This window comes from Streptomyces sp. NPDC060028 (assembly GCF_042736725.1).
Lineage (GTDB): Bacteria > Actinomycetota > Actinomycetes > Streptomycetales > Streptomycetaceae > Streptomyces.
Genome location: NZ_JBHWVJ010000032.1, coordinates 23,501 through 49,757 on the forward strand (window position 1 = coordinate 23,501; position 26,257 = coordinate 49,757).

The following is a 26,257-nucleotide window of genomic DNA, read 5'->3' on the forward strand; positions in this document are numbered from 1 at the left end:
CCCGAAGCACGCGCATCAAAGCCCGCCCTACCGCAGGGCTTCACCACGTCGAGAACTGGGTTCCCGAACTCGCCCGCTCCCGACAGCAGGCAGCCATCCGTTTCCAACCAAACCCATTGCTCGGTCATCAATTGCAAATTTGACTAAATTGTCAACCTGTTGCCGACAACCGCAACCAGTCGTACGGTCAAAGGGGAAGGGCGCGCGCGGCCTCGAAACCATAATTCCCTTCCAGCGGCTTCCAATCCCGCCACGAGGCCGCGAAAGTCGAGGCTGTAGCAGAAATCGCGAGCGGGGCCAAGCGCGGGGAATTCATACCGCCACGACGGCCCCAGGTGCCTGTGGTTGCCAGCTGACCCCGGAAGGCTGCGATACTCATGAGCTATCTAGCCAGTTCTCGCACCGAGAAGCGCAACTCTAAACTGGGCCTTAGTCGCCGTACCGTCGGAATCATCACCCCGCTAGCCGTTGGTGCACTGATCATGGGAACGGCCAGCACCTGTTCGGACTCAGGAACGCCCGGATCAGACTCAACCCCACCCAAGATCTACATCCTGAAGTGGAATGGGAGCCCGGCGACGGGGCGAGGATCACAAGCGACAATCAACAGCGGCGGGCAATTCACCATAGATTCCAACTGGCTTGGCGAAAGCAAGGCCGATATCCGTGTGTACGCGGATGATGACCAAGGCTCCAAATGGGCCAAGGTCACCGGGAACGTCGCTGGCGCCAAATGTTCCAGCTTGCCCGACTCGCACAGCGTTACCTACCAGGCGCCTGGCCTTCTGTCAGGAAACTTCAACCCCCAGCCTCCGCAACAGGACGCGCCATCCGGTTCGGTGAGACAATCCTTCTCCTTCCACCTTGACGATCTCATCGAAAAAAAGACCTCTTGCGGAGAGCACAAATACGCAAACATGACGGAGAAGCGCGAATTCTTCGCATCCTCAGGCACGTGGACGATTACCGCAGAGGCAGAGAACTGCTGCGGAGGACGAAGCACCGCTACCTTTACAATCATCGTGCCGAGTCAATGACCATGGCCGGCCGTGCCGAAAGGATGCCCCGCCTAACGGCGGGTATCGGTACCGCCCTTATCGCGGCGTCGCTCCAGGCACTTTAGGGACGGTCGGACGCGCTACTCCAGCAGCGATGTCGCAGCGCGCGTGGTGGCAGCATGCCACGTCAGCGTGGCCACACGACGGGGGACGGTATCGCGCTACAGCACCATGGCATTCATGCACGGCACATCTCCGTGTCACTGCCCCCGCCGATGCAGGTCGTCACACGATCACCCGATCCGGCCGATGCGCTACGACTCATCACGCGATTGTCTCCGGGCCAGCCTGACGATCTCGGCCAGGATCCTCATCCGTGCTCCTGCCCGCGACATCGCTGGGGACGGCGAATGGCTTTGACCGGAGGTGGCTTTCCCGTCCTCGTTCACCAGTCCCGGCCGGCGGTCAGCTCCTCCGCATCCGCGTTCGTGAACCCGTACGCCGACGCGACGAAACAAAACTCGTCACAGATCCACTCACGCGCAGCCGTCTCGATCCCGCTCCCGGCCGCCACGAACTTCCTGTCCAGCAGGTTGAACTCCGCCGTCGCAGCCTGGGTGAGCGCATACAAGGTCGCCGGATCCGACGGCTGCTCGGCCTCAATTCGTTCGCACAGCCGCAGCAGGATCGCCTTCCCCTGGTCGACTACGCGATCAGGGAAGTATGAGTCGTCGTACATCTGCCGCAGGAACGCGTGTCCCGTTACCTGCTGGTTTGTGATCGGCATGGCGCTTTCCTGTCTCCGTGAAGAGCTGACGCGTCGATCATGCACAGCACCACTGACAACGACGCCCCCTATGTACGCCAGACCCCACGCGAGCAGGACTTTCACACCCAGGCTCTATGGGGGAAGGGTCTACCGGACTGCTGGCGGGGTCCTCAAGCGGGCGGTGTGAAGTTGCCGTACAGCGGGACCGCGTCCATCGGGTCGATGGTGTCGGTGTTGTCCGGGCGGTCGTATGTGGTGTCCGCCCGGCGGGAGTCCTTGGCCCAGCCGCCTGCCCGGTTGCGGAGTTTGAGGGGGACGCCCGCCTTGCTCATGTCGGTGTTCGAGCCCGCGCGCCAGGAGTGGGCGGTGACCTTGAGGCCGGCGATGTACGGGAGGCCGGCTGCGGCTGCGCGCTTTTTGGCCATCTCGTTCACGGCTCGGCCGGACAGGTGGTTGCCGCGGTCGGTGGCGAGGGTGCGGTTGGCGAGGTTGCCCTTGACGGTCAGGGCGCGGAAGAGCGGGGAGCGGGGCTGGTCGGCTCCGAGTTCGTGCAGGTCACGGAGCCAGGAGCGGAGTCGGGTAACGAGTTGGAGGTCGGCGCGGTAGCTGATGCGGCGCCAGGAGCCCTTGACCTTCTGGTCGGTCTTCGATTTGACGGTGTAGACCCAGACTTCGGAGTCCGAGATGCGGACGTGCTCGACGAGGAGGTCCGCCGCTTCGATGCGGCGGGAGAGCTTGCCGTACACGAGGGCGAGCATGGCCGCGTCGCGGCGGTCGATGCGGGTGGTCTCGTCGATGGCGTCCAGGACCCTGACCAGGTACGAGATCTGCATGGCGGCCGACTGCTCGGTGCGGCCCTCGGCCGCCGGGGCCCATTCCTCTGCGCGGTAGGTCGCGATCATCTCGCGGGCGAGGGAGTCGTCGGGGCGTTCGCCCTTCGGGTACCAGGTGACGATGCGCGATACGTACTGCAGCAGGTGTCGGGCTTGTAGCGGTCGGTGTCGATGAGGTGGCCGACGTACTCGGTGAGGTTCGCGGTGGTCGTGGTGGGTCGGGCGATCCGGCCGTGGTCCGCGCACCAGCGTTCGTACGCGGTGCGGGAGGAGTCCCGGTTGAGGCGGGTGTTCTTGGCGCCGCGCCGTTCGAACCGGTCCTTGACGGCGGCCGAGACGCTGAGGTCCCTCTCGGTGAAGGCGGGTTGCACGTCGAGAGGTGGCGGCAGCTCGCCCTCGGCGAGGACAGTGTCGCGGGTGAGTGCGTAGCGCGGGGGAGGGGCGGGGGCGCGCGTCGCCGGCAGGGGCGCGGTGTGGTCCGGGTGTTCGTCCTCGACGAGTTCCGCGTCGAACACTTCTTCAGTGTCGGTCGCTTCAGTCGCTTCAGTCGCTTCAGTCGCTGAGGGGGAGGAGGGGGGAATCCGCAGAAGGCCCGCTGACGGCCTCGGGTGGGGGTGGCGATCCCATCACGCCGGGACGTTGGAGTTCGGGCGTTCCAGGGGCCGTTCTGTGGGTCGATTTTCCGGCGGTCCGCGCGAAATTTGCAGATCTAGCTGCCGGGGAGGGGGGCTGCCTGGCGCGCATCCTCCGCGGCGGTACGAGTGACCAGTGCGGGCGGGGTGCTGCAGGGGGCAGCGCCGCGAAGCCGCACCCCTGCAACGGGCGCTCATTTCTGTCGAGTAACCCGCCGCATTTCGTGGCTGAATGGCTTGGCAGCACCCAGGATTTCACTCGGCCTGCACCCCCGAAGGTGTGTCAGCTCAACTGATCTGACGGACTCGTAGGGAATTCTCGCCTCGTAAATTCGACTGCAAGTGCATCCAGGGCGGGCCATTCGATCCGTGGCTTGCATCCTCCCAAAATGACCGCGTGGTCAGTTCTCCAGGGGTGACCTGGGGCCCGCTGGTGGTCACCGAAGCCGGCGTGCGGAAGTTCGGCGCGGACTTCTGGACGGACTTCCTCGCCACCCCCCCCGCTGGAGACACTGCGATGCCGCGCTTGAAGACCGCCCGCATATCCAGGTGGGCCGCCCCAGACCGTCGTCAGAACGGGGGCCGGGCCGCCGGTCGTTGCCCGATGGTCACTCGCCGGGTCAGGGGGTTTGGCCGGGAGCCTGCAGGGAGTCGAGCCAGTGCAGGAGTCGGGCGCCCTGGCGGGACATGATGTCCGGGTCGCGCAGGGCGTTGGCCAGGAGCGACATGCCCTGGTAGCCGGAGATGAGGGTGAGGGCGAGGTCGTCCGGGTCGGGTAGGCCCAGGGCGCGGAACTGGTCGCCGGCCCAGTCGAGCAGGCGCCGGATCAGGGTGCCGGCCTCTGTGTCGAGGGTCCCGTCCGCGCGTTTGCCGAGTTCGACGGCCAGGGTGCCGGTGGGGCAGCCGTAGCGGGCGGTGACCTCGCGCTGGTCGACCCAGGCCTCGATCAGGGTCTTGAGGCGGGCGCGCGGGTCGGGCAACTGGTCCAGACGGCTGATGAGTTCGTCCAGGTGTCCGCTGTGCTCGGAGAGCGCGGCCAGGACCAGCTCGTCCTTGGTCTTGAAGTAGTAGTAGACGTTCCCCACGGGAACGTCGGCCGCGTGCGCGATGTCCGCGAGGGTGGTGCGCTCGACGCCCTGCTCGTGCAGGACCCGGGCCGCCTCGGTCGTGAGTCGTCGGCGCTTGTCGGCTGCCCGCGCCCGGGGTTTCGCTGAGTCAGTCACCCAACTAACTATAGACAATCCCCGGTATGGTCGTGTTAGTGTCGTGTAAGTCAGTCAACTAACTTACGCGGGGGAATCGCAGTGATCGTTGTGACAGGCGCGACCGGCAACATCGGACGGACCTTGGTGCCCCTGCTGGCCGAGGCAGGCGAAGACGTCGTGGCCGTCTCGCGACGTCCGCTGCCCGAAGGGCTCCCGGCCGGGAGCCGGCACGCCCGAGCCGACGTCGGCAACGGTGCGAGCATGCGGCCCGTCCTCGAAGGCGCCGACGCCTTCTTCCTCCTGCTGGGCGGCGAGCTCAACGGCCACGGCGAAAGCCCGGACGCCCTTCTCGACGCAGCCCTGGACGCCGGGGTCAAGCGGATCGTCCTGCTCTCCTCGCAGATCAACTCCACTCGCCCGGAGGCCCTCTCACACACCCGCCTGCGCGACTTCGAGGCCGCCGTGCGCGCGTCCGGAACGGACTTCACGATCCTGCGCCCGAGCGGATTCGCCTCCAACGCCTTCGCCTGGGCCGAGTCGGTCCGCACCAAGCGCACCGTTTTCGCCCCCTTCGGCGATGCGGCCCTGCCCCTCGTCGACCCGGCCGACATCGCTGCGGTCGCTGCAGCCGCACTGCGCGAAGAGGGGCACACGGGCCGTACGTACGAACTGACCGGACCCGAGGTCATCAGCCCGCGCCAACAAGCCGCAGCGATCTCCCGGGCCCTGGGCGAGGAAGTCGCCTTCAACGAGCTGTCCCGGGAGGAGGCCCGCGCCCACATGGCGCAGTTCATGCCCGAGGAGGTCATCGACGGCACCCTGGAGATTCTCGGGGTCCCGCTGCCGGCCGAGCAGATGACCAGCCCTGACGTGGAGAACGTCCTGCGCCGTCCGGCAAGGCCCTTCGGCGAGTGGGTCGCGCGCAATCTGCCGGCCTTCCGGTAGCCCCCGTCCCGGGGCGCGCGGAAGGCGACGTACCGGCCGGGCAGCAAGTCGGCACGACCAGAGCGCGCACCGGCAGCGCGCGCCCCGGCCCTGGCCCTGGCCTTGGTCCTGGTGCCAGGGGTACGGCTTTGCGACACCGGCAATCGTCCGAGTTGCGTCTTGGCCCGTCCGGATGGCGGTGAAAGCCTGGACACCACGTCCGCCCCGACGACTACGGAGCGATCATGCGCAAACGTGCCCGGCGTATGACCCGAGGGGCCGTCCTCGCCCTGGCATCCCTGGCGGCCCCGGTGGTGGCACCACCGGCCCACGCCGACGTGAGGAGCATCAGCAACGGCTTCGAAGCCGCCGACATCGGAACCTGGGACCGCCTCGCGGGCGGCGACGGCCAAGCCGGCTTCGAGATCGGCACCGGCAGCGCTCGTTACGGGCAGGGCAACGGCTGGCTGTCCGCCACCCGCGGTTGGGCCCGGGTGGGCGCCTGGGCATCGTGCGGCCGGGGCTTCCGCTATTGCACCGCGCGGATCTACGTCAAGCCCGTCCAGGACCTCCAGTTCGAACTCAGGGTCTGGACACCCCAGGGCAGGCAGCTCATCAGCACCGCGCCCTGGCTCACCGCCAACGGCACCTACCATCTAGTCCAGGTCGAATGGACGGCCGAGGAGGACAGCAACAACTTCGTCGAGTCCATCATCGGCGCGAACGGGACACCAAGGGCCGTGCGACTCGACGACCTGAGCGTCGTCTGCGCCAACTGACCCTGCCGAAGCGGGACTACGTGCCCCAGAGTCGCCAGGGCGTCCGAGCAGCTCACGGCCTACGAAAGTCGACACCCGCGTCCGTCACGGAGTATCGAACGTGACCTCCGCCCACTCGGCGGTAGGAGACTGACGGATGTGGATCGCGGTCACGCGCACCCCCTCGTGCGCGGCCGACCCTTGCTGACGAGCGGCCGCTATCGCCTCTGCACGGGATCCGCGTTGGCTTTCGTACGTGCGTCCGGGGTGCGACACCTCGGGGTCGGTGATCGTCCAGGTGTAGCGAATGGCCCACCGTGAAGGCTCGTAGTTGCGCTGCCGCGTGTTGTTCCGGGCTGCTGTGCCTTGCCGCGACAAGGGCACTGTTGGGGCCATGCAGGGTGCGGGCACGTTGCGTGCCGACATCGCCCTGCGTGGTGCTGATTGGAGCTCAGGGGGAAGTGGGGAGCCGGGCAGGGGGAGACCGGGCGGAGCCGTGGGTTCCTGCCTGGTGGGGGAAGCGCGCACGGAGGTCGGGACCGGTGTGGGCTGGGTGCGGCCGGCGAGAAGGTCGGTCTGGCGGATGAGGAATTCGTTCATGCCGTGTGCGCCGTGCTCCACCAGACGCAGTAGGGACATGGGCTCTCCGGGCCGTCCCGGGGTTCCGACCTCCCTTGCCAGCAAGGCCCTCCGCAGGTCGCTCGTCGCACGGGTCAGGGGTGAGTTCATCTGCGCCGGCGATTCGGCAAAGGTGATGCCGGGGATCGCGGCGAGACGGAAGAGGGCCCCGGTCACCTCGCCGAGGAGTGCTCTCACCTCGCTGTCGAAGGCGGCCAGGTCCAGGGACCGTCCGGCTTCGAGGTCCTGGATCGCCAGCTCCATGAACAGAGCCCAGGCCCTGATGGCGATGCGGGCCGTGGAGGTGGTTTCCAGGGCGAGTTCACTCGTCCGCCCCGCCTTCTCCGCGTCCGCAGTCGCCGTGGTGCTCTTGTGTGCGTTGCGCTGCAAGCGCGCGGCGCTCCAGGCGCCGATCGTCGCGCCTCCGAGCACGCCCAGCACGCCGTATACAGCTTCCAGTGAGGCCACCGGGGCATTGTGGCCGGGCGCGGCTGTGGTGCACAGAAGTTCAAGTGAGATACGAAATGGTTTGGCTTGAGCCTGAGGTTTGGTGGCGTAAAAGGGCTGCTACTTGGCTCACAGGGCGTCACCGGGCACCATTCGCCCGGACATGGACGAGCTGCGCGACCTGGCGCCGGCCCGATGCGATGCCCCGCAGTGCCGACAGCGATCCTGATGCCCTTCGAGTCCGCCGCCCTATGGTTGGCTGATGCGCGCACACCGTATTGACCGTCCAGTCGATCTTGACGTGGTCCGTGAGTCCTATGACCGGGTGGCTGACAACTACGCCCACATGGTGGTGACGACGGGATTCGGTGACATCCGTAGCCATCCATGGCTCAAGGCGTCCATCGATGCTTTCGCCGACACGGTGAGCGGGCTCGGACCTGTCCTCGACGTCGGCTGCGGGCCCGGTACGGTGACGGCCTACCTCGCCGAACGCGGGCTCGACGTGTCCGGTGTCGATCTCTCACCCCGCATGATCGAAAATGCCCGCCGTCTTCATCCGCAATGCCGCTTCAGTGCCGCCTCTGCCACCGACCTTGACCTTGGAGAAGCGTCCCTTGGCGGCGTGCTCGGCTGGTGGTCGCTGTTCAACCTCCCTCGCGACGTCCTTCCTCAGGTCCTCGCCATGTTCGCGCGCGCCCTGAAGCCGGGCGGCCACTTCATCACCGCAACACACGTGGGCGACGAAGACGCGGTGCGCACCGAGGCGTACGGAGGTGTGCCCGTTCGCTGGACGACGCACAAATGGCGGCCGGAACAGCTCGTGGACCTGATCGAGCAGGCCGGACTGCGCCCGGTCGCCGAGCTTCGGCTCCCCGCCGATGAGCAAAGTGGGCCGGGCGTGGTCGTCATGGCCAAGCGCCCCGCCTGAGGGCCAGATGCCGGAAGCGGTACAGGGCTCCGAACGCATGTGACGGTTCGAGTCGGCAGCCTGAACAAGGCCAGAGCCCGGGGCAAGCCCGGGGCGGCCTTGACAGTCAAATGATTAGGCGCCATATTACTTACATGACGAGGGACGGTATCGACGGCGAAGTGCCCACTCTGGACCAGGCCAGGCAGCAGGTCGAGCACTACGGCCTGGAGGTCGATCCGCAGGCGGTCCTGGTCGCGGTACGGCTGATCTCGGCGGGCGCGAGGGTCGGCCGGGCGGCCGAGGCGCACTTTGCCAGGTTCGGCCTGTCGACGGGGCGCTACCGCCTGCTCGCCGACCTCGAGGACCACGGCGGGGAGAAATCCCCCTCGCGCCTCGCAGGCGACCTCGACGTCTCCAGGGCCACGGTCACCGGCCTGCTGGACGGCCTTGAGCGCGAGGGTCTGATCGCCCGCCGCCCGTCCACGGAGGACGGCCGGGGCACTGTGGCCGTCCTGACCGCGCGCGGGGCGCAGCGCCTGCGCGACATGGCGGCCGAGCATTTCGGGCGGCTGGAGGCGATGGTGGGCGGGCTTTCCGTCGAGGAGCGCGCGGTGTTCCTGGATCTGCTCGCCCGCGTCGTGCGCGGCAGTGCGGCCCTGGCCGCTGACTGACCGGCTCTCAACTGTTTGGCCCCGCCTTCCCGGGCAGGGCCCTTTTTACGAGGCGGTAATTAGCCCGCTAATTACTTACGAGGCGGCCAGGTGCCCCCGCCTGCCGCAACCCTTCGCTTCCCTCACACGAACGAGAAAGAGGTCGGCATGCCCGCAACGAAAGACAGAACCAGCAGAAACCGCACAGCCTCCCGGCCATCCCGGCCGTTCACCCTGTGGCGCGAGGTGCTGACCGCCTACGCCGCCCCCGCGCTGATGGCCGGCAGCGCCGGAGTCGTCACCGGGCAGCGAGACCTGGCCGTGGCCGCCTGCACCTCCATAGCCGGCACCTCCGCCGTGGTGGCGTTCCTGGTCGGCATCTGGCTGCGGCACGGCGGGCAGCCCCGACGGTGGACCACCACCGCGCCGCTCGTCGCCCTGACCGCCGCACTCGTCATCACCGCCGCCGGCGCGGCGGCCCTGCTGGGGTGGTTCGCCGCCCAATGGCTACCCGCCCACACCCCGATCCCCGCCGCCCCATGGCTGGAGCGCCTGCGCATCGACCTGCCCGTCTCCGCAGCCCTCGCCACCACCATCGTCACCCTGCGCTGGCGCAGCACCACCACCGCACCCCTGACATAGCCCGCCCCCGACATAACCCGCCCCGGCAGCACCCGTCGCCGGTAAGTCACCAAGGAATGAGCACACGATGATCGCTGTCATGGGAGCGACCGGAGCAACCGGAAACGCCCTGCTCCACAGCCTCCTCGCACTCGGCGCACCCGTCCGCGCGCTGACCCGTACCCCGCACAGGCCGATCCCCGGCACAACCGGCGCGCACCGACCGCCCGTCGAGGTCCAGTACGCCGACGCCACCGACCCCCACTCCCTGCGCACCGCCTTCAAGGGCGCCGGCCAGCTCTTCCTCGCCATGGCCAACAGCCCCGCCCAGGTCGAACTCGAAACCCGCGTCATCGACATCGCCGCCCACACCGGCATCGGACACATCGTCAAGATCTCCGCGCCCGCCGCCGAACCCGACTCCCCGGTCGCCATCTCCCGCGGACACCACGCCGTCGAGGAACACCTGCGCGCCAGCGGACTCACCCACACCATCCTGCGCCCCTACGCGTTCATGCAGAACCTCCTGCGCCTGGCCCCCACCGTCGCCCAGGGCGTCATCCGCGCCACGACGGGCGACGCGCCCATCAACCACGTCGACTGCCGCGACATCGGCGACGTCGCCGCCGCCGTCCTCACCAGACCCGGCATCGCCGGCGCCACCTACACCCTGACCGGACCCGAAGCCGTCTCCTACCCCGAACTCGCCTCACGACTGACCGCCCTGACCGGCGATCCGATCCGCTACGTCAACCTCACCCCGGACGAACTGCGCGACGACCTCATCCACAACGCCCACATGCCCACCTGGCTCGCCGACCACGTGACGGAGATCCAGCAACTCGCCATCGCCCGACCCGAAACCCCGACCACCACCGTCAGCGACATCCTCGGCCGCCCGCCCCGCACCCTCGACGCCTTCCTGCACGAACACCACGGCCACTTCCGCCGATAGGTCGCCGGCTCAAGCCTGGCCCCGAGACTGCGAACCCTCCCGGCGCACAAGGCAGATGACCAGTCATCGGCTCGGCGGTAGGCGAAGCGGGTGAGTCTCCGCCCGGCAGGGCGTAGGTCCGTCCCGCTCCGCCCCCGTTCCCTCCCCGCGGGGTGGCCAGGGCTGACGCGACACAAATGGTACGAATAGTCACAGTTGGCGACATTATGTGTCCTGCTCCCTAGTCTCTCGTCCGGCACGCACCGAGCGAATGGACTTGCACATGAGACGACCGCTTTCGGCGATCACCGCGGCCTGTGCGGCCGCGTTCCTCGCGCTGAGCTGTGGCACCGCTGCCACCGCGAGCACGAACCCGGACGGCGGCAAGGGAGCCGGGGGCCTGTGCGCCCCGGGCGCACCGATCGGCCCGGAGGGCGAGAAGTTCTACGACCCGCCGTCGCCGCTGCCCGAGGGTGACCACGGCGACCTGATCTGGGCCCGCCGCGTCGACGCCCCCAACGGTGCGCGCGCCTGCCGGATCCTGTACCTCTCGACCCTCCAGAGCGGTACCCCCGTCGCGGTCTCGGGCATCGTGGCCTGGCCCGACGCGCCCGCGCCGCGCAGCGGCCGCAACGTCGTGGCCTGGGCGCACGGGACCGTGGGCGGGCCGCGCATGTGCGCACCCTCCGCGGCGCCGCGGCCGGCCGTCGACCTGGTGGACTACTTCACCTACGACAGCCCCTTCGGCATCGACGTCGGCGTGCCGGCGCTGACGCAGTTCCTCGACTCCGGTGACGTCGTGGTCGGCACCGACTACCAGGGTCTGGGCACTCCGGGCGTGCACCAGTACACGGTCGCCGTCACGGAGACGAACAACGTCCTGGACTCGGTCCGGGCGGCCCGCCAGATCACCGCCACCCACTCGAACCGCAAGACGGCGATCCTGGGCTGGTCGCAGGGCGGCGGCGCGGCGCTGTTCGCCGGCCAGAACTACACCTCGTACACCCCCGAGACCCAGCTCGTCGGCGTCGCGGGGCTGGCGCCCGCGGCCAACCTGGGACCGGACTTCGAGGGCCTGGTGCTGCCCGGCCCGACCGATGCCACCTCCGCCGCCCACAACGCGGCGCTGCGGATCAACGTCTACCGGGGCTTCCTCGCGGCCTACCCCGAGCTGAAGGCCACGGACGTGCTGAAGCCGGCCGGCCTGGAGGCGCTCAGGGGTGACGGGGTGGCGTGCATCGAGCACTTCTCCGACGTGATCCAGAACAACGTGGGGAACAACGGGCAGCTCGACACGCTGTTCAAGCCGCTGTCGGAGGTACCGGAGATCTGGCACCAGCGCTTCCGCGAGAACACCGCGGGCCTGGTCACCTCGCTGGTGCCGGTGCTCGTGATGCAGGGGACGGCGGACACCGTCATCAACCCGAACTCGACCGACGAGTACGTGAAGCGGGCCTGCCGCTTCGACGAGCCGATCGAGTACACGAAGTACGAGGGCGCGACGCACCAGACGATCCCCGACGTCGCGGAGCCGGAGTACCTGGGCTGGATCGCGGACCGCTTCGCGGGCCGTCCCGCCCCCTCCAACTGCGACTGACCCGAGGCGACGTACGTACGAAGGCTCCCGGCCGGTGGACCACACCGGCCGGGAGCCTTCGTCGGGTTGTGCCGGCGTACGCGCGCCCGGGGCTATCGGGGGACGGCGCCGGGGTCGACGCCCGTCAGGTCACGGCTGGCGTCCCACAACCGCGCCGCGACGGAGGTGTCGGCGAGGTGGTTCCACACCGGTTCACGGCGGGGCTCGCCGCGCAGGCCGAAGACGCGCGGTCCCCACAGCTGGCCCCCACGCACGGCCGGGCCGAGCACCGCTCGCACCGCGGGCCATGCGCCGGCGTGCTTGCCCTGGACGAGGAGGGCCGCAGGTGCCGCGCTCAGCCGTGCGCCGGTGGTGCGCACATGGACCGGTGGCCGTGACGGGGTGAGGGAGTCCAGCGCGCCGCCGGGATGGACCACCACGCTCGCCACCGTGCTGCCGGCAGCGCGCAGGCGGCGGTCGAGTTCGACGCCGAAGTACATCTGCGCCAACTTGGAGCGTCCGTAGGTGCGCTCGGGCCGGTAGTCCGCCCGGGACTGCAGGTCGTCCAGGTCGAGCCGCTCGGACTTGGCCGCGAAGCTGCCCATGGTCACGACGCGGGCCGCCGGCGCGGCCGACAGCAGCGGCATCAGCCACCGGGTCAGGGCGAAGTGCCCGAGGTGGTTCGTGCCGAACATCAGCTCGTGACCGTCCCCGGTCTCCTTGCGCGGCGGGTCGTCAAGCGCGACGCCGGCGTTGTGGACCACCGCGTCAAGGCGCTCCACCTCCAGCGATTCCACCGCTGTTTCGAGCGACGGGAGGTCGGCGAGGTCCATCCGTACGGCCCGCACCCGCGCGCCGCGGACACGCGCCCGGATCGAGGCCGTGGCGACCTCGGCCTTGGCGGGATTCCGGCTGCCGAGTACGACGGTGGCTCCGGTCGCCGACAACTGCTCCGCGACGAAGTACCCGATGCCGGCGTTGCCGCCGGTGACCAGGAAGACGCGGCCATCGGCACCGGGCAGCCGTTGGACATTCCAGGGCGGGGTGGGGGCTGTGGACGACATGCGATGGGGGTCCCTTGCTGGTGAAGACAACTGGGGTTGCTCTCTTGGGCAACTCGGCACCCACGGTTCCGGCGGCCACCGACACACCGCCCATGGATCACCGACAGTCCCGCCGGACGGCCGACACCCCGCCGACACGGTGCCGGCCCGTCGCCGCCCCGTGCCGGTACGCGTCACATTGGCCAACCGGAGCACCCCCGCGTCCCCGGTCCGCAGGCATGGCCGGACTTCGCCCTCCCTGATCTGCGCTTTTCACGTTTCCTGCGCCGATTTGCTCTAAGAGACGTACGCGGAGCACCCGCCCCGCCAAGGTGGAGGAGCACGTATGGATCCGGCGAGCGTGGTCGTGGCAGGGGGGACGGTGGGGATGGGTTGCCTGGTGCGCATCGCGTACTGCGCGATCAAGGAGCGATCCGATGTTCGGCGTGCGGAGGTCGCGCAGCAGGGACTCTCCGAGCGGGTCCGGTCCCTTCCCCCCGGAAGCCGCCTGACGGAGAGGACCGCTGACCGCGAGGTCGAGATCGTCGTCGGGGTTCCTGCCGGCGGCGCCGGAGAGAGGTGACGTGACCGAACTTCCGGCGCGTGCCGGGCACGGAGGGCCGCAGCGCGAGCGGCGGCCCGTTGTGCTGCCCCAGGCCGATCCCTTCGCCGACTTCGACGGGCTCTACCGCTCGCAGATGGGCCCGCTCACGGTCTTCCTGATGCGCATGGGCGCCAGCGCGTACGAGGCGGCGGACGCCGCGCACGAGGCCTTCGTCTCGACCCTGCCCGACACATGGCGGTCCTTGGCGTACCCGAAGGCATACCTTCGAACCACGGCCTACCGGTGTTACCTCCGGCAGGCCACCAGCATGGACCGTCCCACGGATCCGGTACCGGACCGTCCCGGGGGGACCTGCCCGTTGCAGCTCTTGGAACTGACGGCCGAGCAGGAAAGGGTGGCGGATGCCCTGCTCCAGCTCCCCTTCGCACAGCGGGAGGCGATGGCCTGGGTCCTGGACGGATTCAGCTACGCCGAGATCGCGCAGCACCTCGGCAAGACTCCCGCGACCGTCCGGCAGAACTACCGCCACGCCCGGATCCGGCTGGTGGAGATCCTGGGCCTGAAGGGCAAGGAGGAGCGATGACCGACTACACCCCCCATAGGGATGACCGCGGGGAAGAGGCACTCGACGCCCTCCTTGCACGCGACCAGGCGAGCCTCCTGGTCGCGGTGCGCGCCGTACTCGACGTCGAGGGTGGACTGGAACGCCTTGGCTCGGCCAAGGGCGGCGTCGCTCGCCCCTACGTGACTGTTCAGAACACCGGGAGCGAGGTCGCGGGGGATCGGAGCGACTGGCAAAGCTTCGAGGTCGAAGCAGTCCTCGACGGGCCCGCTCTCCAGGGAGCCCTGGGGATGATCGACGATTTGGCTGGCGAGATGTGCGACGCTGCGGACGATCTCCGAGAGGAAATGTACGCGGAGCACTTGGACCCCTCCCGGCCAACGCCGTACGACCTTCTCGAATTGACGATGGAAGCGTTGCTTGAGGTGTCGGATCGCCTCTCCGCGCGTGACCTCACCGAGCTCGAGCTCACGAGGGAGTTCGAGCCCATGCAGCGTGTGTTCAAGGACGAGGCTGAGTACTGGAGGCAGCCCGATCGGGACTTCGTGGAGCCTGGGCGGGCGGATGTCTGCTTCTCACGCGCGCTCAGGTTCAGCCGCTTCCACGCGAAGCTGGTCACGCTGCACGCCCAGCTTCGCTGGCTCTTCGAGAAGGCGAAGGACCCCAGCTTGCTGGCGCCGTGACGCGCCGATCCAGATCGGGATCCCGTCGTGCGCAGAGCCGGCCGAATGCCGGTGGTTGCGGTGGCTTCGCCGTACCGAGGCGGTGGAGATTTCGTGAAACGTCGGGTATTGGGTCCATGAGGGGCGGAGCGTACCGAGCACGGCCTGGACGAACGGGAACCGGGTCGACGTGCATCTGACCATCAGGAGATGCGGATGAAGTGGTTGATGAAGCGGTTACGCAAGCCACAGCTGTTGGGCGTCGGCGTCATGACGCTGCTGCTCGGTCTGATTGTTTCCCCCACCGCCCAGGCGGCGCCGGCCGCGGCCCCCGCGGCCGCGCAGTGCACCGGCAGCTGGGACGGCATCACGTACTGGGCCAAGAGTCCGGCGGGGCGCAACGGGGGCGGCTACGCGCGTACCTATTGGAACAGTTCGACCAGGCAGAACTGCGTGAAGTTCTGGTCCAGCCCCTACGACGGCCTCGCCTCGCACATCAACCTGGCGATCTTCGACGAGAGCGGCGACTACTCCGTCGACCCGCCGCAGGAGCATCCGGCCAACTACCACTACTACGCCGGGCCGCTGTACACCTGGTTCGACTCGACGGGGCAATGCATCAGCGTGGGCGGCTCGCTGGTGCGGGGTGGAGTCACCTACCGCCTCAACACCGGACCGATCCGGTGCGGCTGATCCGCCGCCGCCGCCTCCTCCGAACGTAGGGGCTGGCAGCACGTCCGTCCGGGCGCCGGCGCGGTGCGCGCGGCCGGGCCCGGCACGTCGGGCAGCTCGTCGATCAGCCTTGCCGGTCGACGAGACCCGGCCGGCCGCCCCGGCGGATGATGTCAGCGACGAGCCCTCCCCATCACGACACGTCGCTGTGCCACTTCTGTGGCGAGCATGCCGGAGCCGCGTCCGCGGAGACCAGGCATGGGCAGATCTGCCGGATGGCGCGAGCGGACGCCGGCCGGCTCGGGGCCCCTGACGTGGTCCGAGGGGCCGTGCAGGTGTGCGCGAGGACCAGGTCCATGGCGGGGACGGGACCGAAGACGCCGGCGTGGTCCACACTGGTGGTAGGCGATGAGGAGGTGAAGGGACATGAGCATTGCCAGCCTTGCCCAGCACCACGGGCCCTGGACCGTCGAAGCGGTCCTGGCTCTGGCAGAAGACCGTTCGCACCGCTACGAACTTGTTGGTGAGTCGCTCGTGATGTCCCCCGCTCCCGGCCTGCGTCACCAGCGGGCCAGCTTCCGTCTCCACGTCGCGCTCGACGCGGCGGCCCAGGCCGCCGGCGCCGCGGTGGAGGTGCTGGAGGCGATCAACGTGATCCTGCCGTCCGGGCTGGTCGTGCCGGACATCGTCGTCGCCGACGCGGGCGCGACCGCCGAGGACGGCGTCAGCATCGACGCCGAAGCGGTCCAGCTGATCGTCGAGCTGGTCTCGCCCGGCAACAAGACCATGGACCGCAAGTTCAAGCCGATGCTCTACGCCGAGGCCGGCATCGAGCACTACTGGCGCCTCGAATTCGACCCGGCGCCGCGCCTGATCGTCAGCGAGCTCGCCGGCGGCCGGTACACGGAGAAGACCATCGCCCTCCCCGGTGTGACCACCCGGGTCGAGGCGCCGTTCCCCTTCGAGATCGACCCGGCCGGGCTCACCCAGCCCAAGCGGCGAGGCTGAGACGCAGGGCCGCAACGGCGAGGCGGCCGCCAGTCTTCGCCAGCGTCTTCGAGCGGAGCGTCCGCAACCAGTAGGGTTACCCGGATGGACATCTCCTCTCTCCCTCAGTCCTTCCGGCTGCTCGTGACGGGCGGAGGGACCGGCGGTCACACGTACCCGGCCCTGACGGCGATCCGTACCTTGCAGGGCCGACTCGCGGCCGCGGGCAGCACGCTGGACGTCCTGTGGATCGGGACCGCGGACGGCCTTGAGGCGCGTGTCGCTCCCGCAGAGGGAATCGCGTTCAAGACGGTGGCCACGGGGAAGATCCGCCGCTCGGCGAACCCGCTCAAGATGCTCTCGGCAGCGAACGTCAAGGACATGGCCCGGGTCCCCCTCGGCGTCGCCCAGGCGCGGGCGATCGTGTCCGATTTCCAGCCGGACGTCGTCCTCGCGACCGGCGGGTACGTCGCGGTTCCGGCCGGGCTGGCCGCGCGGCTGTGCCGGCGCCCGCTGGTGCTGCACGAGCAGACGGTCCGCCTGGGCCTGGCCAACCGGAAGCTCGCGAGTTCCGCGACGCGGATCGCGGTGTCCTCGGAATCCTCGCTGTCACTGCTGCCCGCCGAGGTACGAGAGCGTGCGGTCGTCACCGGGAACCCGGTGCGGCCGGAGGTGTTGACCGGCCACCCGGACAAAGCCGTCGAGGCTCTGGCCTTGCACGGCTTCGACCGCCGGCTGCCGACGGTCTACGTCACGGGCGGGGCGCAGGGAGCCCAGCAGATCAACGGCGTCGTCCGGGATGTGCTGCCCTGGCTGCTGAGCCACGCGAACGTGATCCACCAGTGCGGTCCGGCCAACGTCGACGAGCTGGGGCGCCACGCCGCGGGCCTGGACCCGGCCCTCGCACGGCGGTATCACCTCACCGGGTTCGTGGGGCCGGAGCTCCCCGACGTCCTGGCACTCGCCGATGTCGTCGTATCCCGGAGCGGGGCGGGCACGCTGGCCGAGCTGACCGCGCTCGGCAAGCCCGCCGTGTTCGTGCCGCTCGCCACCTCGGCCGGGAACGAGCAGGCGCACAACGCCCGGCACCTGGCCGACGCGGGAGCGGCGGTCGCCCTGCTCGGCGACATCACACAGGAGGCCTTGCAGAACGCAGTGGGCCCGCTCCTCACCGACCCCGCCCGACGGACGGCGATGGCGGAACGGGCCCGGTCGTACGGGAGGCCGGACGCCGCGGACAGGCTCGTGGACGTGCTCCTGTCCGCAGCGGCCCGCTGACCCGTCCCCCGCAGGGGCTGTCGGAGGCGTGCGGCGGCTGCGTACAGTCCCCCCTCGACGCACTGGGGCTGCGCCGGGTGATCGGCCGCTGCCACGCGGACAACGCCGCTTCCGTCGGACTCCTCGAACGACTGGGCATGCGCCGGGAGGCCCGTTTCATCGGAACAGAGTTCTTCAAGGGGGCATGGCGCGACGACCTGGTGTACGCCATGCTCCGGGACGAGTGGGCCCGCGGCGACGACGGGTGACCCCGCTTTTACGATGGGCCGATGACGTCGATCAAGAAGTTCCAAGTCACCTTCGACTGCGCCGAACCTGAGCGCGTCGCTCGATTCTGGTGCGAGGTGTTGGGGTACGTCGTACCGCCGCCACCGGAGGGGTTCGCCACCTGGGACGATTTCAATCGCTCGCTGCCGCCTGAGCGCCAGGGTTCAGGGTTCGTCTGTATGGATCCCTCAGGTGTGGGCCCGCGCATGTACTTCCAGCGCGTTCCCGAAGGCAAGGTCGTCAAGAATCGGGTGCATCTCGACGTGAGGGTCGGCACCGGGCTCGTGGGTGAAGAGCGCCTGGCCGCGCTCGAGGCCGAATGCGCACGACTGATCCCGCTCGGCGCGGTGCGCGGGCGACTGCTGCTCGCCGATGACGACAACGAGTCGTGCCTCCTGATGCAGGACATCGAGGGCAACGAGTTCTGCCTCGACTGAGTGGCCGCGAACGGGGCACCCAGGTGCTCGTGCACCGAGGTGAAGCCGATGCTGCTCGGCGCCATGCACCCGGGTGGGCCGCTGGTGGAGCGGGCGGCCCGCGGGGACGCGCCCGGCGTCAGCCGGGCGCGTCGTGCGACTCGGTGGTGCGGGGCCCGTGAGCCCGTCTCAGTTGCCGATGCCGGAGCTGCCGATGCCTGAGTTGCCGATGCCGTGGCTGCCGATGCCCGTGTTGCCGAGGCCCGCGTTGCCGATGCCGCCGTTGAAGGCGCCCGCGTTGCCGACGCCCGAGTTGGCGATGCCCGCGTTGCCGATGCCGTCGTTGAAGGCGCCCGCGTTGCCGACGCCCGAGTTACCGATGCCTGAGTTGCCCACGCCGTCGGCGCTGGCCGCACCGGCGCCGCAAATAGCCAGCACTGCCGCGGCACCCAGCGCGGCCGTCACACGGAGAAGAGTTGTGCGCATCGTCGCGTACCTCCTGTTTCGGGGATCTTTACTCGCTATCCCTAACACGCGGCCATGCCAGATACGGGCATAAATGTCCGAAGCTGCCGTGTCGTCCAGCGGTCTCGTCCGACGGTGTGAGGGTCACAGCCCAGAAGACCCCCGCTCCGGCGAGTCGGCCGTGCCCGGGGCGCCAGCCACTCATCATCAATTTCGCCCAGACCGTCGGCACGACATTCCGGCGGTGGGAGGTGCCTCCCGCCGTCATGGACAACGGCTCGGCGCCAACGGCCAGGGTGGTTGGACCGGGGCAAACCTGCACGACAGCACCGCATCGCCCGCAGGGGCAGCGAGCCCTAAAGGGCACCCTCCTGAACGGGATCCCGGGATTCCGGGTGATCTGAATCATCGGCCGGGGCGGCGGCACGCAGCGCCGCCTCGACCCGGCGGTTGCTCGTCATGGTCGCGGTGATGGCGGTCATGGTGAGCAGGAGGCCGGCGGCGGTGTAGAGCGGGGTGCGTATGTCGTAGGTGGTGGCCAGCCAGCCGCCGAGGAAGGCGCCGAACGGGGCGGCGCACATGGCGAGCATGCGGGAGGTGGAGGCGACCCGGCCCATCAGGTGGGCGGGGACGATCGCCTGTCGGAGGGAGGGGCCGAGCACCATCGTGGCGCCCATCCCCGCTCCGCAGACGGCGAGCGCGAGGCCGGCGATGTACGGGTTCGGGGCGGCGGCAAGGCCCAGGATGGCGAGTCCCTCGACTGCGGCCGTGCAGGTCAGCGCGGTGCCGGTGCCGAGTCGTCGGCCGAGGAAGGAGGCGATGCCCGCGCCGAGCAGACCGCCGGCGGCCTCCGCCGTGAGGAGCAGGCCGAAGCCGAAGGTGCCGATGCCGAGACGGTCGTGCGCGAAGAGGGCGAGTACGGTCTCCACGGCGAGGAAGGCGACGTTCCCGACCGCCGGACGGAGCGCGAGCCCGAGCAGCAACCGATCCCGGAATACGTACGAGGCGCCGGCCCGCGCCTGCCGAAGCAGCGACTCGCGGGCCTGCGGTACGGGCCGGGGCGCGGCGGGAAGCGACCGTACGAGCAGTGCGGAGAGTGCGAACGACACCGCGTCGGCGAGCAGCGGAACCGCCCGCCCGAGCGCGAGCAGGGCACTGCCCGCAGGCGGCCCCGCGAAGCCGGACGCGGCGGTCTGGGCGCTGCGCAGGCGGGAGTTGGCGCGCTCCAGGAGTGCGGGGTCGCGGCCGAGCAGATCCGGCAGATAGGCCGTGGCGGCCGTGTCGAAGAAGAGTCCGCCGAGGCCGAGGAGGAAGGCGACGGCCGCGAGCAGTGCAATGTTCAGCACGTCGAGCGCGGCCGCTGCCGCCGGTATCGCCAGCAGCACCGCACGCACCGCGTCCGCGACCCACATCGTGCGCCGGCGGTCCCAGCGGTCCACCAGTGCACCGCCGAGCACCCCGAAGAGCAGCCACGGCAGCGTTCCGGCGGCCGTGACGACGGCGAGCGCCATCGGATCCCGCGTCAACGTCAGCGCGAGCAGCGGCAGCGCGGCATGCGACACCCCGTCACCGAGCGAGGACACCGTCTGCGCGGTCCACAGCCGTCCGAACCCGGGCGGCAGCTTCCGAACGTCTGAAGTCACTTGGCGTTCCTTTCGGCCTGCTGGCGCGGTGCCGGGTGGAACAGTGCGAAGACGAGTGACGCGTCCGGCAGCGACGGATCGGACAGCTCCCGGTACTCGTCCGCCAGTGCCTGCAGCCGCGCCCCCAGCTCCGCGAACTGCTCCTCGGTGAGCCGCAGATGCGCCATCCGTACGTGCCGCTCGCCATCCGCCGGCGCTGCCTCCAGGTCCGCCACCGCGTGCCGCATCAGCACGTCCGGCCCTCCCTCGCCCGGATCCGGCAGCACGATCGCCCGCGCGGCCATTGCGTAGTACCGCTCGGTGACCCCCCGGACCTTGCGCGTTCGTACCACCTTCACCAGGCCGGCCCGCTCCAGCAGCCGTACGTGGTAGCTGGAACTTCCCTTCGCAAGGCCCACGCGCTCGGCGATCTGCGTGATCGTCGCGGGCTCGAAGCGGAGCACGGCCATGATTCGGTGGCGCGTGAGGTTGGAAACGGCGCGTAGCTGCTCGTCAGTGGTGACGTGGAACGTCTCGGGAAGATCATCGCTAGGCATGCCCCCAATGGTCAACGCTTCTTGACCATTGGGCAAGGGGTTTTGTTTTGTTCCGGCTTCCGGAATCGGCTGTCCAGCACGTGAGGCCGACCAGCGTGCAGAAGCTGGAGCGGCAGCTCGACGCGGGCGACACACTCGTGGTCCCCTCGCTCGACCGCTACGGTCGCAGCCTTCAAGACCTCATCAACACGGTCGCCGAGCTACGCGACCGAGGGGATCAGCTTCACCTCGCTGCACGAGAACCTGGACACCACCACCCCCGGCGGCCGGCTCGTCTTCCACGTCTTCGCCGCGTTCGCCGAGTTCATCCGCGAACTCATCGGCATCGGCATCGGCACCAACGAGGGCCTGGCCGCCGCTCGCGAGCGCGACCGAGTCGGCGGGCGCCCGAGCGTCGCCACCGAGGAAGTCATCCGCGCCGCCAGCGATTCGTTCCCAGGCAGTGATGCGCCGGATCGGCACGACCCGGGACCCGGCCGACGACTTCGAGGATCCGAGCGTGCCCGACGGCCCACGGCGGCGGTGCGTGCTGTACCGGACCCTCGGCAGCCCGCAGGCGGGGAGGTCCAGCGTCAGGCCGGAGCGATGACGCAGAACTCGTTGCCCTCCGGATCGGCGAGGACGATCCACGAGACGTCGCCCTGGCCGACATCGGCGAGCGTCGCGCCGAGGGCCTGCAGCCGGGCCACCTCCGCCGCTTGATCGTCACCGCGGTACGGCAGCAGGTCGAGATGGACGCGGTTCCACACGGTCGTGACGCCGGGCGTGCGGAGGAACTCCAGATACGGGCCGACGCCCTTGGCAGAGCGCAGCACCGCCTGATCGTCGGTCACCTCGTGCAGGGTCCAGTCCATCGCCTCGCCCCAGAACCGGGCCATGGCCCGCGGATCGGCGCAGTCGACCACGATCGCGGCGATCGGCCCGGTGTCCCGGTAGATCTCCCGAGGCTCCAGTACGCAGAACACGTTGCCCTCCGGGTCGGCCAGAACCGTCCACGGGACGTCGCCCTGGCCCACGTCGGCGGGCGTGGCTCCGAGCTCCTTCAGGCGCGCGACCAAATCCGTCTGATGGGCCGCAGAGGTGGTGGCGAGATCGATGTGCACGCGGTACTTCACCGTTTCGGGGTCCGGGACGGTGACGACATCGACGCAGACGGCGGCGGGGTCCGGCCACACGAAGCCCACAGGCTCGACGTTGGTCACGCCAGGTCCCTCGCTGGAGACACCCCAGCCGAGCGCCTCCGCCCAGAACCGGCCCAGCGCCGGGTCATCCCGAGCTTTGAAATTCACCTGGACGAGTCTCAGTGCCATGCCGCCGATCCTATGCCGAGGGGGATCTGCACCGGGTGCGGTGTGAGGTGGGCGGTCCAGGTTTCCGCGCCTGTGGCACAGGGCTGGTCGGGGTGGGTGTCGGGCGGGCCGTGGAAGGTGGCTTCGATGCCCGCCACAGCCGTCCGATCTTCTTGGGGTCGGCGGGGGCCGGGAGCCGCGAAGAGCCCGAGGAAACGCCCGGCGATGACGCGACGCCGGGGAAGCCCTTGCAGAAGGAAACTCCGCCAACTCCCGTGAACCCCTGTGAACTTGACGAACCCGTCAGTAGCATCCGACCGGCCAGTAACACGCCCGCCCAAACAGCCGTCCCCGAAAGGGTCTCCTGCATGCGCTTGACCTTCCGCGTCGCCCCCGCCGCCCTCGCCGTGGCCGCCCTCCTGCTCGGCGCCCTCCCCGCGCAGGCCCAGGCCCACACCGACCGCGCCCCCGACCGGGTCACGGTCGGTGACCGCACCTTCATCGCCGACGGCCAAGGCCGCGCGCTCCAGTGGCGCGGCTTCAACCTCGCCGACAAGAACAGCCGAGGCACCAACGCGTTCGCCGACATCCACGAGAGCGACCTCAAAGACATGGCCGCCCGGGGCTTCAACCTCGCGCGCCTCGCGTTCTTCTGGGACGACCTCGAACCCACCCCCGGGCACTACGACCGCGGCTACCTCACCAAGATGCGCCGCATCCTCGACTGGGCCGACCGCTACCACATCAAGGTCATCCTCGACGCCCACCAGGACGTATACGGCCCCCACTTCGGCTCCCGCGGCATCCCCGACTGGGCCACCCGCGACGAGGGGTTACCGTTCTGGCAGATACCCGACGACTGGTTCTCCGAGTACTTCGAGCCGTCCGTCCAGACCGCCTTTGACCACCTGTACAAGGACGCCGACTTCCGCGCCGCGCACGCTCGCATGTGGATGACGGTCGCCTCCGCCCTGGGCAGGCACCCGGCGCTGCTCGGCTACGACCTGATGAATGAGCCGTTCGCGAAGTTCCTCGAAGGCGAAGACCTCCCGGCCGCCGCGGCCCGCTTCGAGGCCACCGAGCTCACCGAGCTGTGGAACCGCCTTGCCCGGGCGATCCGCCTGGTCGACCACAGGTCGTGGGTATTCGTCGAACCCACCGTCATCGTCGGTGTCGGCGTCCCGACCCAGATGGGCCACATCGACGACCCGCATGCCGGCTACGCGCCGCACTTCTACGAGAGCGCGATGGAAACCGGCGCCGACTACGACCCCAACGGCACCTTCATCCCCGCCTACGAGGCCGCGATCAGCGACTACCCGACCCGTAACCGCATGCCGGTGATCGTGGGGGAGTGGGGCGGCAACCCCTACGTTCCGCACGCAAGCCAGTTCGTCACCGACATGACGGCCTCGCTGGACCGCTTCTCCAGTGGCTGGACGTGGTGGCAGTGGTGCCGGGGCGGCGGCTACTGCTTCCTCGACCAGGCGGGCGCCGCGAAGCCCAACGCCCAGCTGCTCGTCCAGCCGTACGCGCAGGCCGTCGCGGGCGACCCGCTCACGTTCGCGTACGACCCGGCTACACGCACCTACACGCTCACCTTCCGCACCCGCGACAACGCGGAGGGGCCGACCCGGATCACCGTGCCCAGGGACACCTACCCAGGCGGCTACCGCGTCGACATCCAAGGCGGCAAGGCCAGCTGGGACGACCACGGCCAGACCGTCACCGTGAGCACCCACGGCAGGTCCGGAGCCACCTACAGGGTCACCATCAGCCCGAGGTAGCCCACCCGACGCGCTCGGGGGCGGACCAGCTGCCGATTGAGCCCGGCGCCGGCCGCCCGCTGACGGTCGTGGCCGCGCCGTTCCGTTCCTGGAGCGCAGACTCGCCCTGCGCCGCCCACGGGCCGGGACAAGGCCGCGCGGGCCGAGAGGGACGTCACGATCCACTCAACCTGCGCGGCCGTCGTCATGTCACGGCCGGTCCCCGCGCTACCGCGTATCGAGTCGTTAGGCTCGGACACATGACTATTCAGCGGATGGACAACGTCGCCATCGTCGTCGACGATCTGGACGCGGCTGTCGCCTTCTTCACCGAGCTCGGCATGGAGCTGGAGGGCAAGGCGCAGATCGAGGGCCTTTATGCGGACCGCACCGTGGGACTGGACGGCGTCCGGAGCGAGATCGCGATGATGCGGACCCCGGACGGCCACAGCAAGCTGGAGCTGACCAAATACCACACCCCCGCGGTATCCGACGCCGAGCCGCGGAACCCTCCGCCCAACACGCTGGGCCTGCATCGCGTCATGTTCGCCGTCGACGACATCGACGACACCATCGCCCGCCTGCACGCCCACGGCGCCGAACTCCTCGGCGAGGTGGCCCAGTACGAGAACATCTTCCGGCTCTGCAACCTCCGCGGCCCCGCAGGCATCATCGTCGCCCTGGCCGAACAGATTGGCTGACGCGGGCCTGCCGCTCGGAGCCTGTCGACGGTCAGCACCGCTATGACGCATCCGCGATAGGTGGCGGTGCAGGCCGCCGTAGCGGCTACGCGGCAAACGGATCGGCGTGGTCGGTTGGTCGGTTGAGCGGGGCTGCCGCCCTGCGCGGGTGCGCCGGCAGGGCGGCGCGGTCGCGAACATCGATGATGAGGCGGATTTCGCCGCGCTCATTTATGTGCTGGTCAGCGGCATCTGGTCGCACGCCGGAGTCTGGGGCCGGCTGCACCAGAAGGTTCAGCAGCTACGAACTCGATTCCGATGCGGACTGCCTCCCAGTAGTGGCGTCTTCACCGACGCTCCGCGGCACCCTGAGATTCGTCACGATGAGCTGAGTGCCGTGGCGTCACAGGCTGTGGGCGATGGGGTGCAGGGGTTCGTACAGCGGGAGTTCGGCGCCACTGGGGAGCCGGATCGCAGTCAGTTTGCCCCAGCGCTGTTCGCTGACCGGGCGGGTGATCTCAACGCCCTGCGCGCGGAGCTCGGCGAGCTGAGCGTCAAGGTCGTCGCACATCAGGAAGAACTCGTGCTGGGGCGGGCCGTCGGTCGGGTGCACGGCCATCTCGGCCGGGGGCAGCTTGAAGATGAGCCAGCCGCCGCCCGCGTCGACGCCGGGAAAGCCGAGGACGTCACGGAGGAAGGCGCGGTCCGCCTCCGCGTTCTGGCTGTAGAGGATGACATGTGCACCGCTGATCATGGCCGGCTCCTGCCCCGTCGACGTGCTGGCGGTCGTGTCCCGGCATCCTGGCACGCGCAGTGCCTGTTTCCACGTACAGAGAACGTGCCGTCGGCCAGGCGCGTCCTCGGGGCCGGACCCGCCAAATGGTTGGGCGATCATTTGACTGCATGGAGTATCCCGTACCCGTCAGCAGTTTCGAACTGAGGTTCGTCGTACCGCAGCGCCCCCACGCGATCGAGCAGTGGGCGGAGGTGCGTCCGTTGGTCGACGGCCGGGGTGAGCCAGGCGGGAGCCGTTGTTGCCGAAGGGCAAGAAGCCTGGCCGGCCGCCGATATGGCCGACGTGGCAGTTGATCGCCGGCATACGGTGGCGAACCCGGACCCCGACCGGGACGCCGTGGCGGGATGTGCCCGAGCGGTACGGGCCGTGGGATCGGGTCTACGACCTGTTCCGGCGCCGCCAGCGCGACGGCACGTGGAAGCGAGTCTTCACCGAACCGCAGGCCCAGGCGGACGCGAAGGATCTTCAGAAGGAGCCGCCCGGCGGCGTTGAGGTCGAGCCGGACGACCACGGTCTCGGGCGCTCGCGGTGCCACAGCAGGGTCTGGGGCGCCCACGCAAGCGGCTCTCGCGGGGGTCGGCCGCCGACGTTCGACAAAGCCGACTACCGCGAGAGGCACGTGGTCGAATGCGGGATCAATCGCCTCAATCGCCACCGGGCCGTAGCCACGAGGTACGACAAACTCGCCGTCCGCTACGAAGCAACCGTGCTGGTCGCGGCCATCAATGAGTGGTTGTGACACCACGGCCGCA

31 protein-coding genes and 2 pseudogenes are annotated in these 26,257 nt (G+C 69.3%); 21 read left to right on the forward strand and 12 right to left on the reverse strand.

Annotation, left to right across the window (positions count from 1 at the left end; all coding sequences use genetic code 11):
- Nucleotides 1–377: 377 nt before the first annotated feature.
- Nucleotides 378–1,037 carry a hypothetical protein gene (locus tag ACFWBF_RS17955; protein ID WP_385602253.1) on the forward strand — a complete coding sequence of 220 codons (660 nt, stop codon included), beginning with the start codon at nucleotides 378–380 and terminating at the stop codon, nucleotides 1,035–1,037.
- Between the two features lie 406 nt (nucleotides 1,038–1,443).
- On the opposite strand, the gene ACFWBF_RS17960 is transcribed toward ACFWBF_RS17955, so the two are convergent.
- The 4 genes from ACFWBF_RS17960 to ACFWBF_RS17975 form a co-directional block, all read right to left on the reverse strand.
- A complete protein-coding gene (locus ACFWBF_RS17960; protein WP_385602256.1) occupies nucleotides 1,444–1,785 on the reverse strand; it encodes a DUF5713 family protein in 342 nt (113 codons plus the stop codon).
- A gap of 152 nt (nucleotides 1,786–1,937) precedes the next feature.
- Complete coding sequence (locus tag ACFWBF_RS17965) at nucleotides 1,938–2,669, reverse strand: tyrosine-type recombinase/integrase (protein ID WP_385602259.1); 732 nt, start codon at nucleotides 2,667–2,669, stop codon at nucleotides 1,938–1,940.
- Nucleotides 2,666–3,115 carry a hypothetical protein gene (locus ACFWBF_RS17970; RefSeq protein ID WP_385602262.1) on the reverse strand — a complete coding sequence of 150 codons (450 nt, stop codon included), beginning with the start codon at nucleotides 3,113–3,115 and terminating at the stop codon, nucleotides 2,666–2,668. The genes ACFWBF_RS17965 and ACFWBF_RS17970 overlap by 4 nt, the downstream gene beginning before the upstream one ends.
- Before the next feature lie 737 nt (nucleotides 3,116–3,852).
- Nucleotides 3,853–4,455, reverse strand: coding sequence for a TetR/AcrR family transcriptional regulator (locus ACFWBF_RS17975; RefSeq protein ID WP_385602265.1), 603 nt, complete (start codon nucleotides 4,453–4,455; stop codon nucleotides 3,853–3,855).
- Nucleotides 4,456–4,536: 81 nt separating this feature from the next.
- Between ACFWBF_RS17975 and ACFWBF_RS17980 the strand changes: the two genes are divergently transcribed.
- Nucleotides 4,537–5,382, forward strand: a complete 846-nt coding sequence (locus ACFWBF_RS17980) for an SDR family oxidoreductase (RefSeq protein ID WP_385602267.1) — start codon at nucleotides 4,537–4,539, stop codon at nucleotides 5,380–5,382.
- 224 nt (nucleotides 5,383–5,606) lie between these two features.
- Nucleotides 5,607–6,140 carry a hypothetical protein gene (locus tag ACFWBF_RS17985; protein ID WP_385602269.1) on the forward strand — a complete coding sequence of 178 codons (534 nt, stop codon included), beginning with the start codon at nucleotides 5,607–5,609 and terminating at the stop codon, nucleotides 6,138–6,140.
- A gap of 84 nt (nucleotides 6,141–6,224) precedes the next feature.
- Here ACFWBF_RS17985 and ACFWBF_RS17990 read toward each other — a convergent pair whose 3' ends face one another.
- A complete protein-coding gene (locus tag ACFWBF_RS17990) occupies nucleotides 6,225–7,205 on the reverse strand; it encodes a hypothetical protein (RefSeq protein WP_385602272.1) in 981 nt (326 codons plus the stop codon).
- 241 nt (nucleotides 7,206–7,446) lie between these two features.
- Here ACFWBF_RS17990 and ACFWBF_RS17995 point away from each other — a divergent pair, with 241 nt between their 5' ends.
- From ACFWBF_RS17995 to ACFWBF_RS18015, 5 genes are all read left to right on the forward strand, one after another.
- Nucleotides 7,447–8,115 (forward strand): class I SAM-dependent methyltransferase, encoded by a 669-nt coding sequence (locus ACFWBF_RS17995; protein ID WP_385602275.1) that lies wholly within the window; start codon nucleotides 7,447–7,449, stop codon nucleotides 8,113–8,115.
- A gap of 134 nt (nucleotides 8,116–8,249) precedes the next feature.
- On the forward strand, nucleotides 8,250–8,768 hold the full coding sequence (locus ACFWBF_RS18000) for a MarR family winged helix-turn-helix transcriptional regulator (RefSeq protein ID WP_385602278.1): 519 nt from the start codon (nucleotides 8,250–8,252) through the stop codon (nucleotides 8,766–8,768).
- Nucleotides 8,769–8,915: 147 nt separating this feature from the next.
- On the forward strand, nucleotides 8,916–9,389 hold the full coding sequence (locus ACFWBF_RS18005; RefSeq protein WP_385602281.1) for a hypothetical protein: 474 nt from the start codon (nucleotides 8,916–8,918) through the stop codon (nucleotides 9,387–9,389).
- Between the two features lie 67 nt (nucleotides 9,390–9,456).
- Nucleotides 9,457–10,323 (forward strand): SDR family oxidoreductase, encoded by an 867-nt coding sequence (locus ACFWBF_RS18010; protein WP_385602284.1) that lies wholly within the window; start codon nucleotides 9,457–9,459, stop codon nucleotides 10,321–10,323.
- A 262-nt stretch (nucleotides 10,324–10,585) separates the two neighbouring features.
- Nucleotides 10,586–11,899, forward strand: coding sequence for a lipase family protein (locus ACFWBF_RS18015; RefSeq protein WP_385602287.1), 1,314 nt, complete (start codon nucleotides 10,586–10,588; stop codon nucleotides 11,897–11,899).
- 92 nt (nucleotides 11,900–11,991) lie between these two features.
- Here the strand turns inward: ACFWBF_RS18015 and ACFWBF_RS18020 are convergent, their stop codons facing one another.
- Nucleotides 11,992–12,942: an SDR family NAD(P)-dependent oxidoreductase gene (locus ACFWBF_RS18020; RefSeq protein WP_385602290.1), complete on the reverse strand. Its 951-nt coding sequence runs from the start codon at nucleotides 12,940–12,942 to the stop codon at nucleotides 11,992–11,994.
- 325 nt (nucleotides 12,943–13,267) lie between these two features.
- Between ACFWBF_RS18020 and ACFWBF_RS18025 the strand changes: the two genes are divergently transcribed.
- The 8 genes from ACFWBF_RS18025 (at nucleotide 13,268) to ACFWBF_RS18060 (ending at nucleotide 18,351) form a co-directional block, all read left to right on the forward strand.
- Nucleotides 13,268–13,504 (forward strand): hypothetical protein, encoded by a 237-nt coding sequence (locus tag ACFWBF_RS18025; RefSeq protein ID WP_385602293.1) that lies wholly within the window; start codon nucleotides 13,268–13,270, stop codon nucleotides 13,502–13,504.
- 1 nt (nucleotide 13,505) lies between these two features.
- Nucleotides 13,506–14,069, forward strand: coding sequence for a sigma-70 family RNA polymerase sigma factor (locus ACFWBF_RS18030; protein ID WP_385602296.1), 564 nt, complete (start codon nucleotides 13,506–13,508; stop codon nucleotides 14,067–14,069).
- Nucleotides 14,066–14,731 carry a hypothetical protein gene (locus ACFWBF_RS18035; RefSeq protein ID WP_385602299.1) on the forward strand — a complete coding sequence of 222 codons (666 nt, stop codon included), beginning with the start codon at nucleotides 14,066–14,068 and terminating at the stop codon, nucleotides 14,729–14,731. Before ACFWBF_RS18030 ends, ACFWBF_RS18035 begins: the two co-directional genes overlap by 4 nt.
- A 195-nt stretch (nucleotides 14,732–14,926) precedes the next feature.
- Complete coding sequence (locus ACFWBF_RS18040) at nucleotides 14,927–15,403, forward strand: hypothetical protein (protein ID WP_385602302.1); 477 nt, start codon at nucleotides 14,927–14,929, stop codon at nucleotides 15,401–15,403.
- Between the two features lie 405 nt (nucleotides 15,404–15,808).
- Nucleotides 15,809–16,390, forward strand: a complete 582-nt coding sequence (locus ACFWBF_RS18045) for a Uma2 family endonuclease (protein WP_385602305.1) — start codon at nucleotides 15,809–15,811, stop codon at nucleotides 16,388–16,390.
- Between the two features lie 84 nt (nucleotides 16,391–16,474).
- Nucleotides 16,475–17,647 (forward strand): glycosyltransferase, encoded by a 1,173-nt coding sequence (locus tag ACFWBF_RS18050; RefSeq protein ID WP_385602308.1) that lies wholly within the window; start codon nucleotides 16,475–16,477, stop codon nucleotides 17,645–17,647.
- 77 nt (nucleotides 17,648–17,724) lie between these two features.
- Complete coding sequence (locus tag ACFWBF_RS18055) at nucleotides 17,725–17,895, forward strand: GNAT family N-acetyltransferase (protein ID WP_385602312.1); 171 nt, start codon at nucleotides 17,725–17,727, stop codon at nucleotides 17,893–17,895.
- A 21-nt stretch (nucleotides 17,896–17,916) separates the two neighbouring features.
- Nucleotides 17,917–18,351 carry a VOC family protein gene (locus ACFWBF_RS18060; protein WP_385602316.1) on the forward strand — a complete coding sequence of 145 codons (435 nt, stop codon included), beginning with the start codon at nucleotides 17,917–17,919 and terminating at the stop codon, nucleotides 18,349–18,351.
- 168 nt (nucleotides 18,352–18,519) lie between these two features.
- Here ACFWBF_RS18060 and ACFWBF_RS18065 read toward each other — a convergent pair whose 3' ends face one another.
- The 3 genes from ACFWBF_RS18065 to ACFWBF_RS18075 all read right to left on the reverse strand — a co-directional run bounded on the left by ACFWBF_RS18065 (nucleotide 18,520) and on the right by ACFWBF_RS18075 (nucleotide 20,974).
- Nucleotides 18,520–18,816, reverse strand: a complete 297-nt coding sequence (locus ACFWBF_RS18065; RefSeq protein ID WP_385602319.1) for a hypothetical protein — start codon at nucleotides 18,814–18,816, stop codon at nucleotides 18,520–18,522.
- Nucleotides 18,817–19,151: 335 nt separating this feature from the next.
- Nucleotides 19,152–20,438 carry an MFS transporter gene (locus ACFWBF_RS18070; protein ID WP_385602322.1) on the reverse strand — a complete coding sequence of 429 codons (1,287 nt, stop codon included), beginning with the start codon at nucleotides 20,436–20,438 and terminating at the stop codon, nucleotides 19,152–19,154.
- Entirely contained in the window at nucleotides 20,435–20,974 is a 540-nt protein-coding gene (locus ACFWBF_RS18075; protein WP_385602325.1) for an ArsR/SmtB family transcription factor, read from the reverse strand. Before ACFWBF_RS18075 ends, ACFWBF_RS18070 begins: the two co-directional genes overlap by 4 nt.
- 47 nt (nucleotides 20,975–21,021) lie before the next feature.
- Between ACFWBF_RS18075 and ACFWBF_RS18080 the strand changes: the two are divergent.
- Together ACFWBF_RS18080 and ACFWBF_RS18085 are read left to right on the forward strand one after the other, a co-directional pair.
- A pseudogene (locus ACFWBF_RS18080) lies at nucleotides 21,022–21,421 on the forward strand (recombinase family protein); the annotation flags it as partial.
- Nucleotides 21,402–21,563, forward strand: a pseudogene (locus ACFWBF_RS18085) (GNAT family N-acetyltransferase); the annotation flags it as partial. The pseudogenes ACFWBF_RS18080 and ACFWBF_RS18085, both read left to right, overlap by 20 nt.
- Here ACFWBF_RS18085 and ACFWBF_RS18090 read toward each other — a convergent pair.
- Nucleotides 21,547–22,284 carry a VOC family protein gene (locus ACFWBF_RS18090; protein ID WP_385602328.1) on the reverse strand — a complete coding sequence of 246 codons (738 nt, stop codon included), beginning with the start codon at nucleotides 22,282–22,284 and terminating at the stop codon, nucleotides 21,547–21,549. The pseudogene ACFWBF_RS18085 and the gene ACFWBF_RS18090 overlap by 17 nt on opposite strands.
- Entirely contained in the window at nucleotides 22,275–22,421 is a 147-nt protein-coding gene (locus ACFWBF_RS18095; RefSeq protein WP_385602331.1) for a hypothetical protein, read from the reverse strand. Before ACFWBF_RS18095 ends, ACFWBF_RS18090 begins: the two co-directional genes overlap by 10 nt.
- Nucleotides 22,422–22,631: 210 nt before the next feature.
- On the opposite strand from ACFWBF_RS18095, the gene ACFWBF_RS18100 reads away from it, so the two are divergent.
- A complete protein-coding gene (locus ACFWBF_RS18100) occupies nucleotides 22,632–24,050 on the forward strand; it encodes a cellulase family glycosylhydrolase (RefSeq protein WP_385602334.1) in 1,419 nt (472 codons plus the stop codon).
- 239 nt (nucleotides 24,051–24,289) lie between these two features.
- Complete coding sequence (locus tag ACFWBF_RS18105) at nucleotides 24,290–24,730, forward strand: VOC family protein (RefSeq protein ID WP_385602337.1); 441 nt, start codon at nucleotides 24,290–24,292, stop codon at nucleotides 24,728–24,730.
- 382 nt (nucleotides 24,731–25,112) lie between these two features.
- Here ACFWBF_RS18105 and ACFWBF_RS18110 read toward each other — a convergent pair whose 3' ends face one another.
- Nucleotides 25,113–25,463: a VOC family protein gene (locus ACFWBF_RS18110; protein ID WP_385602340.1), complete on the reverse strand. Its 351-nt coding sequence runs from the start codon at nucleotides 25,461–25,463 to the stop codon at nucleotides 25,113–25,115.
- A 277-nt stretch (nucleotides 25,464–25,740) separates the two neighbouring features.
- Between ACFWBF_RS18110 and ACFWBF_RS18115 the strand changes: the two genes are divergently transcribed.
- The gene (locus ACFWBF_RS18115; RefSeq protein WP_385602342.1) at nucleotides 25,741–26,244 is read left to right on the forward strand and encodes a transposase; all 504 of its coding nucleotides are present in this window, start codon (nucleotides 25,741–25,743) and stop codon (nucleotides 26,242–26,244) included.
- The last annotated feature ends 13 nt before the right edge of the window (nucleotides 26,245–26,257 follow it).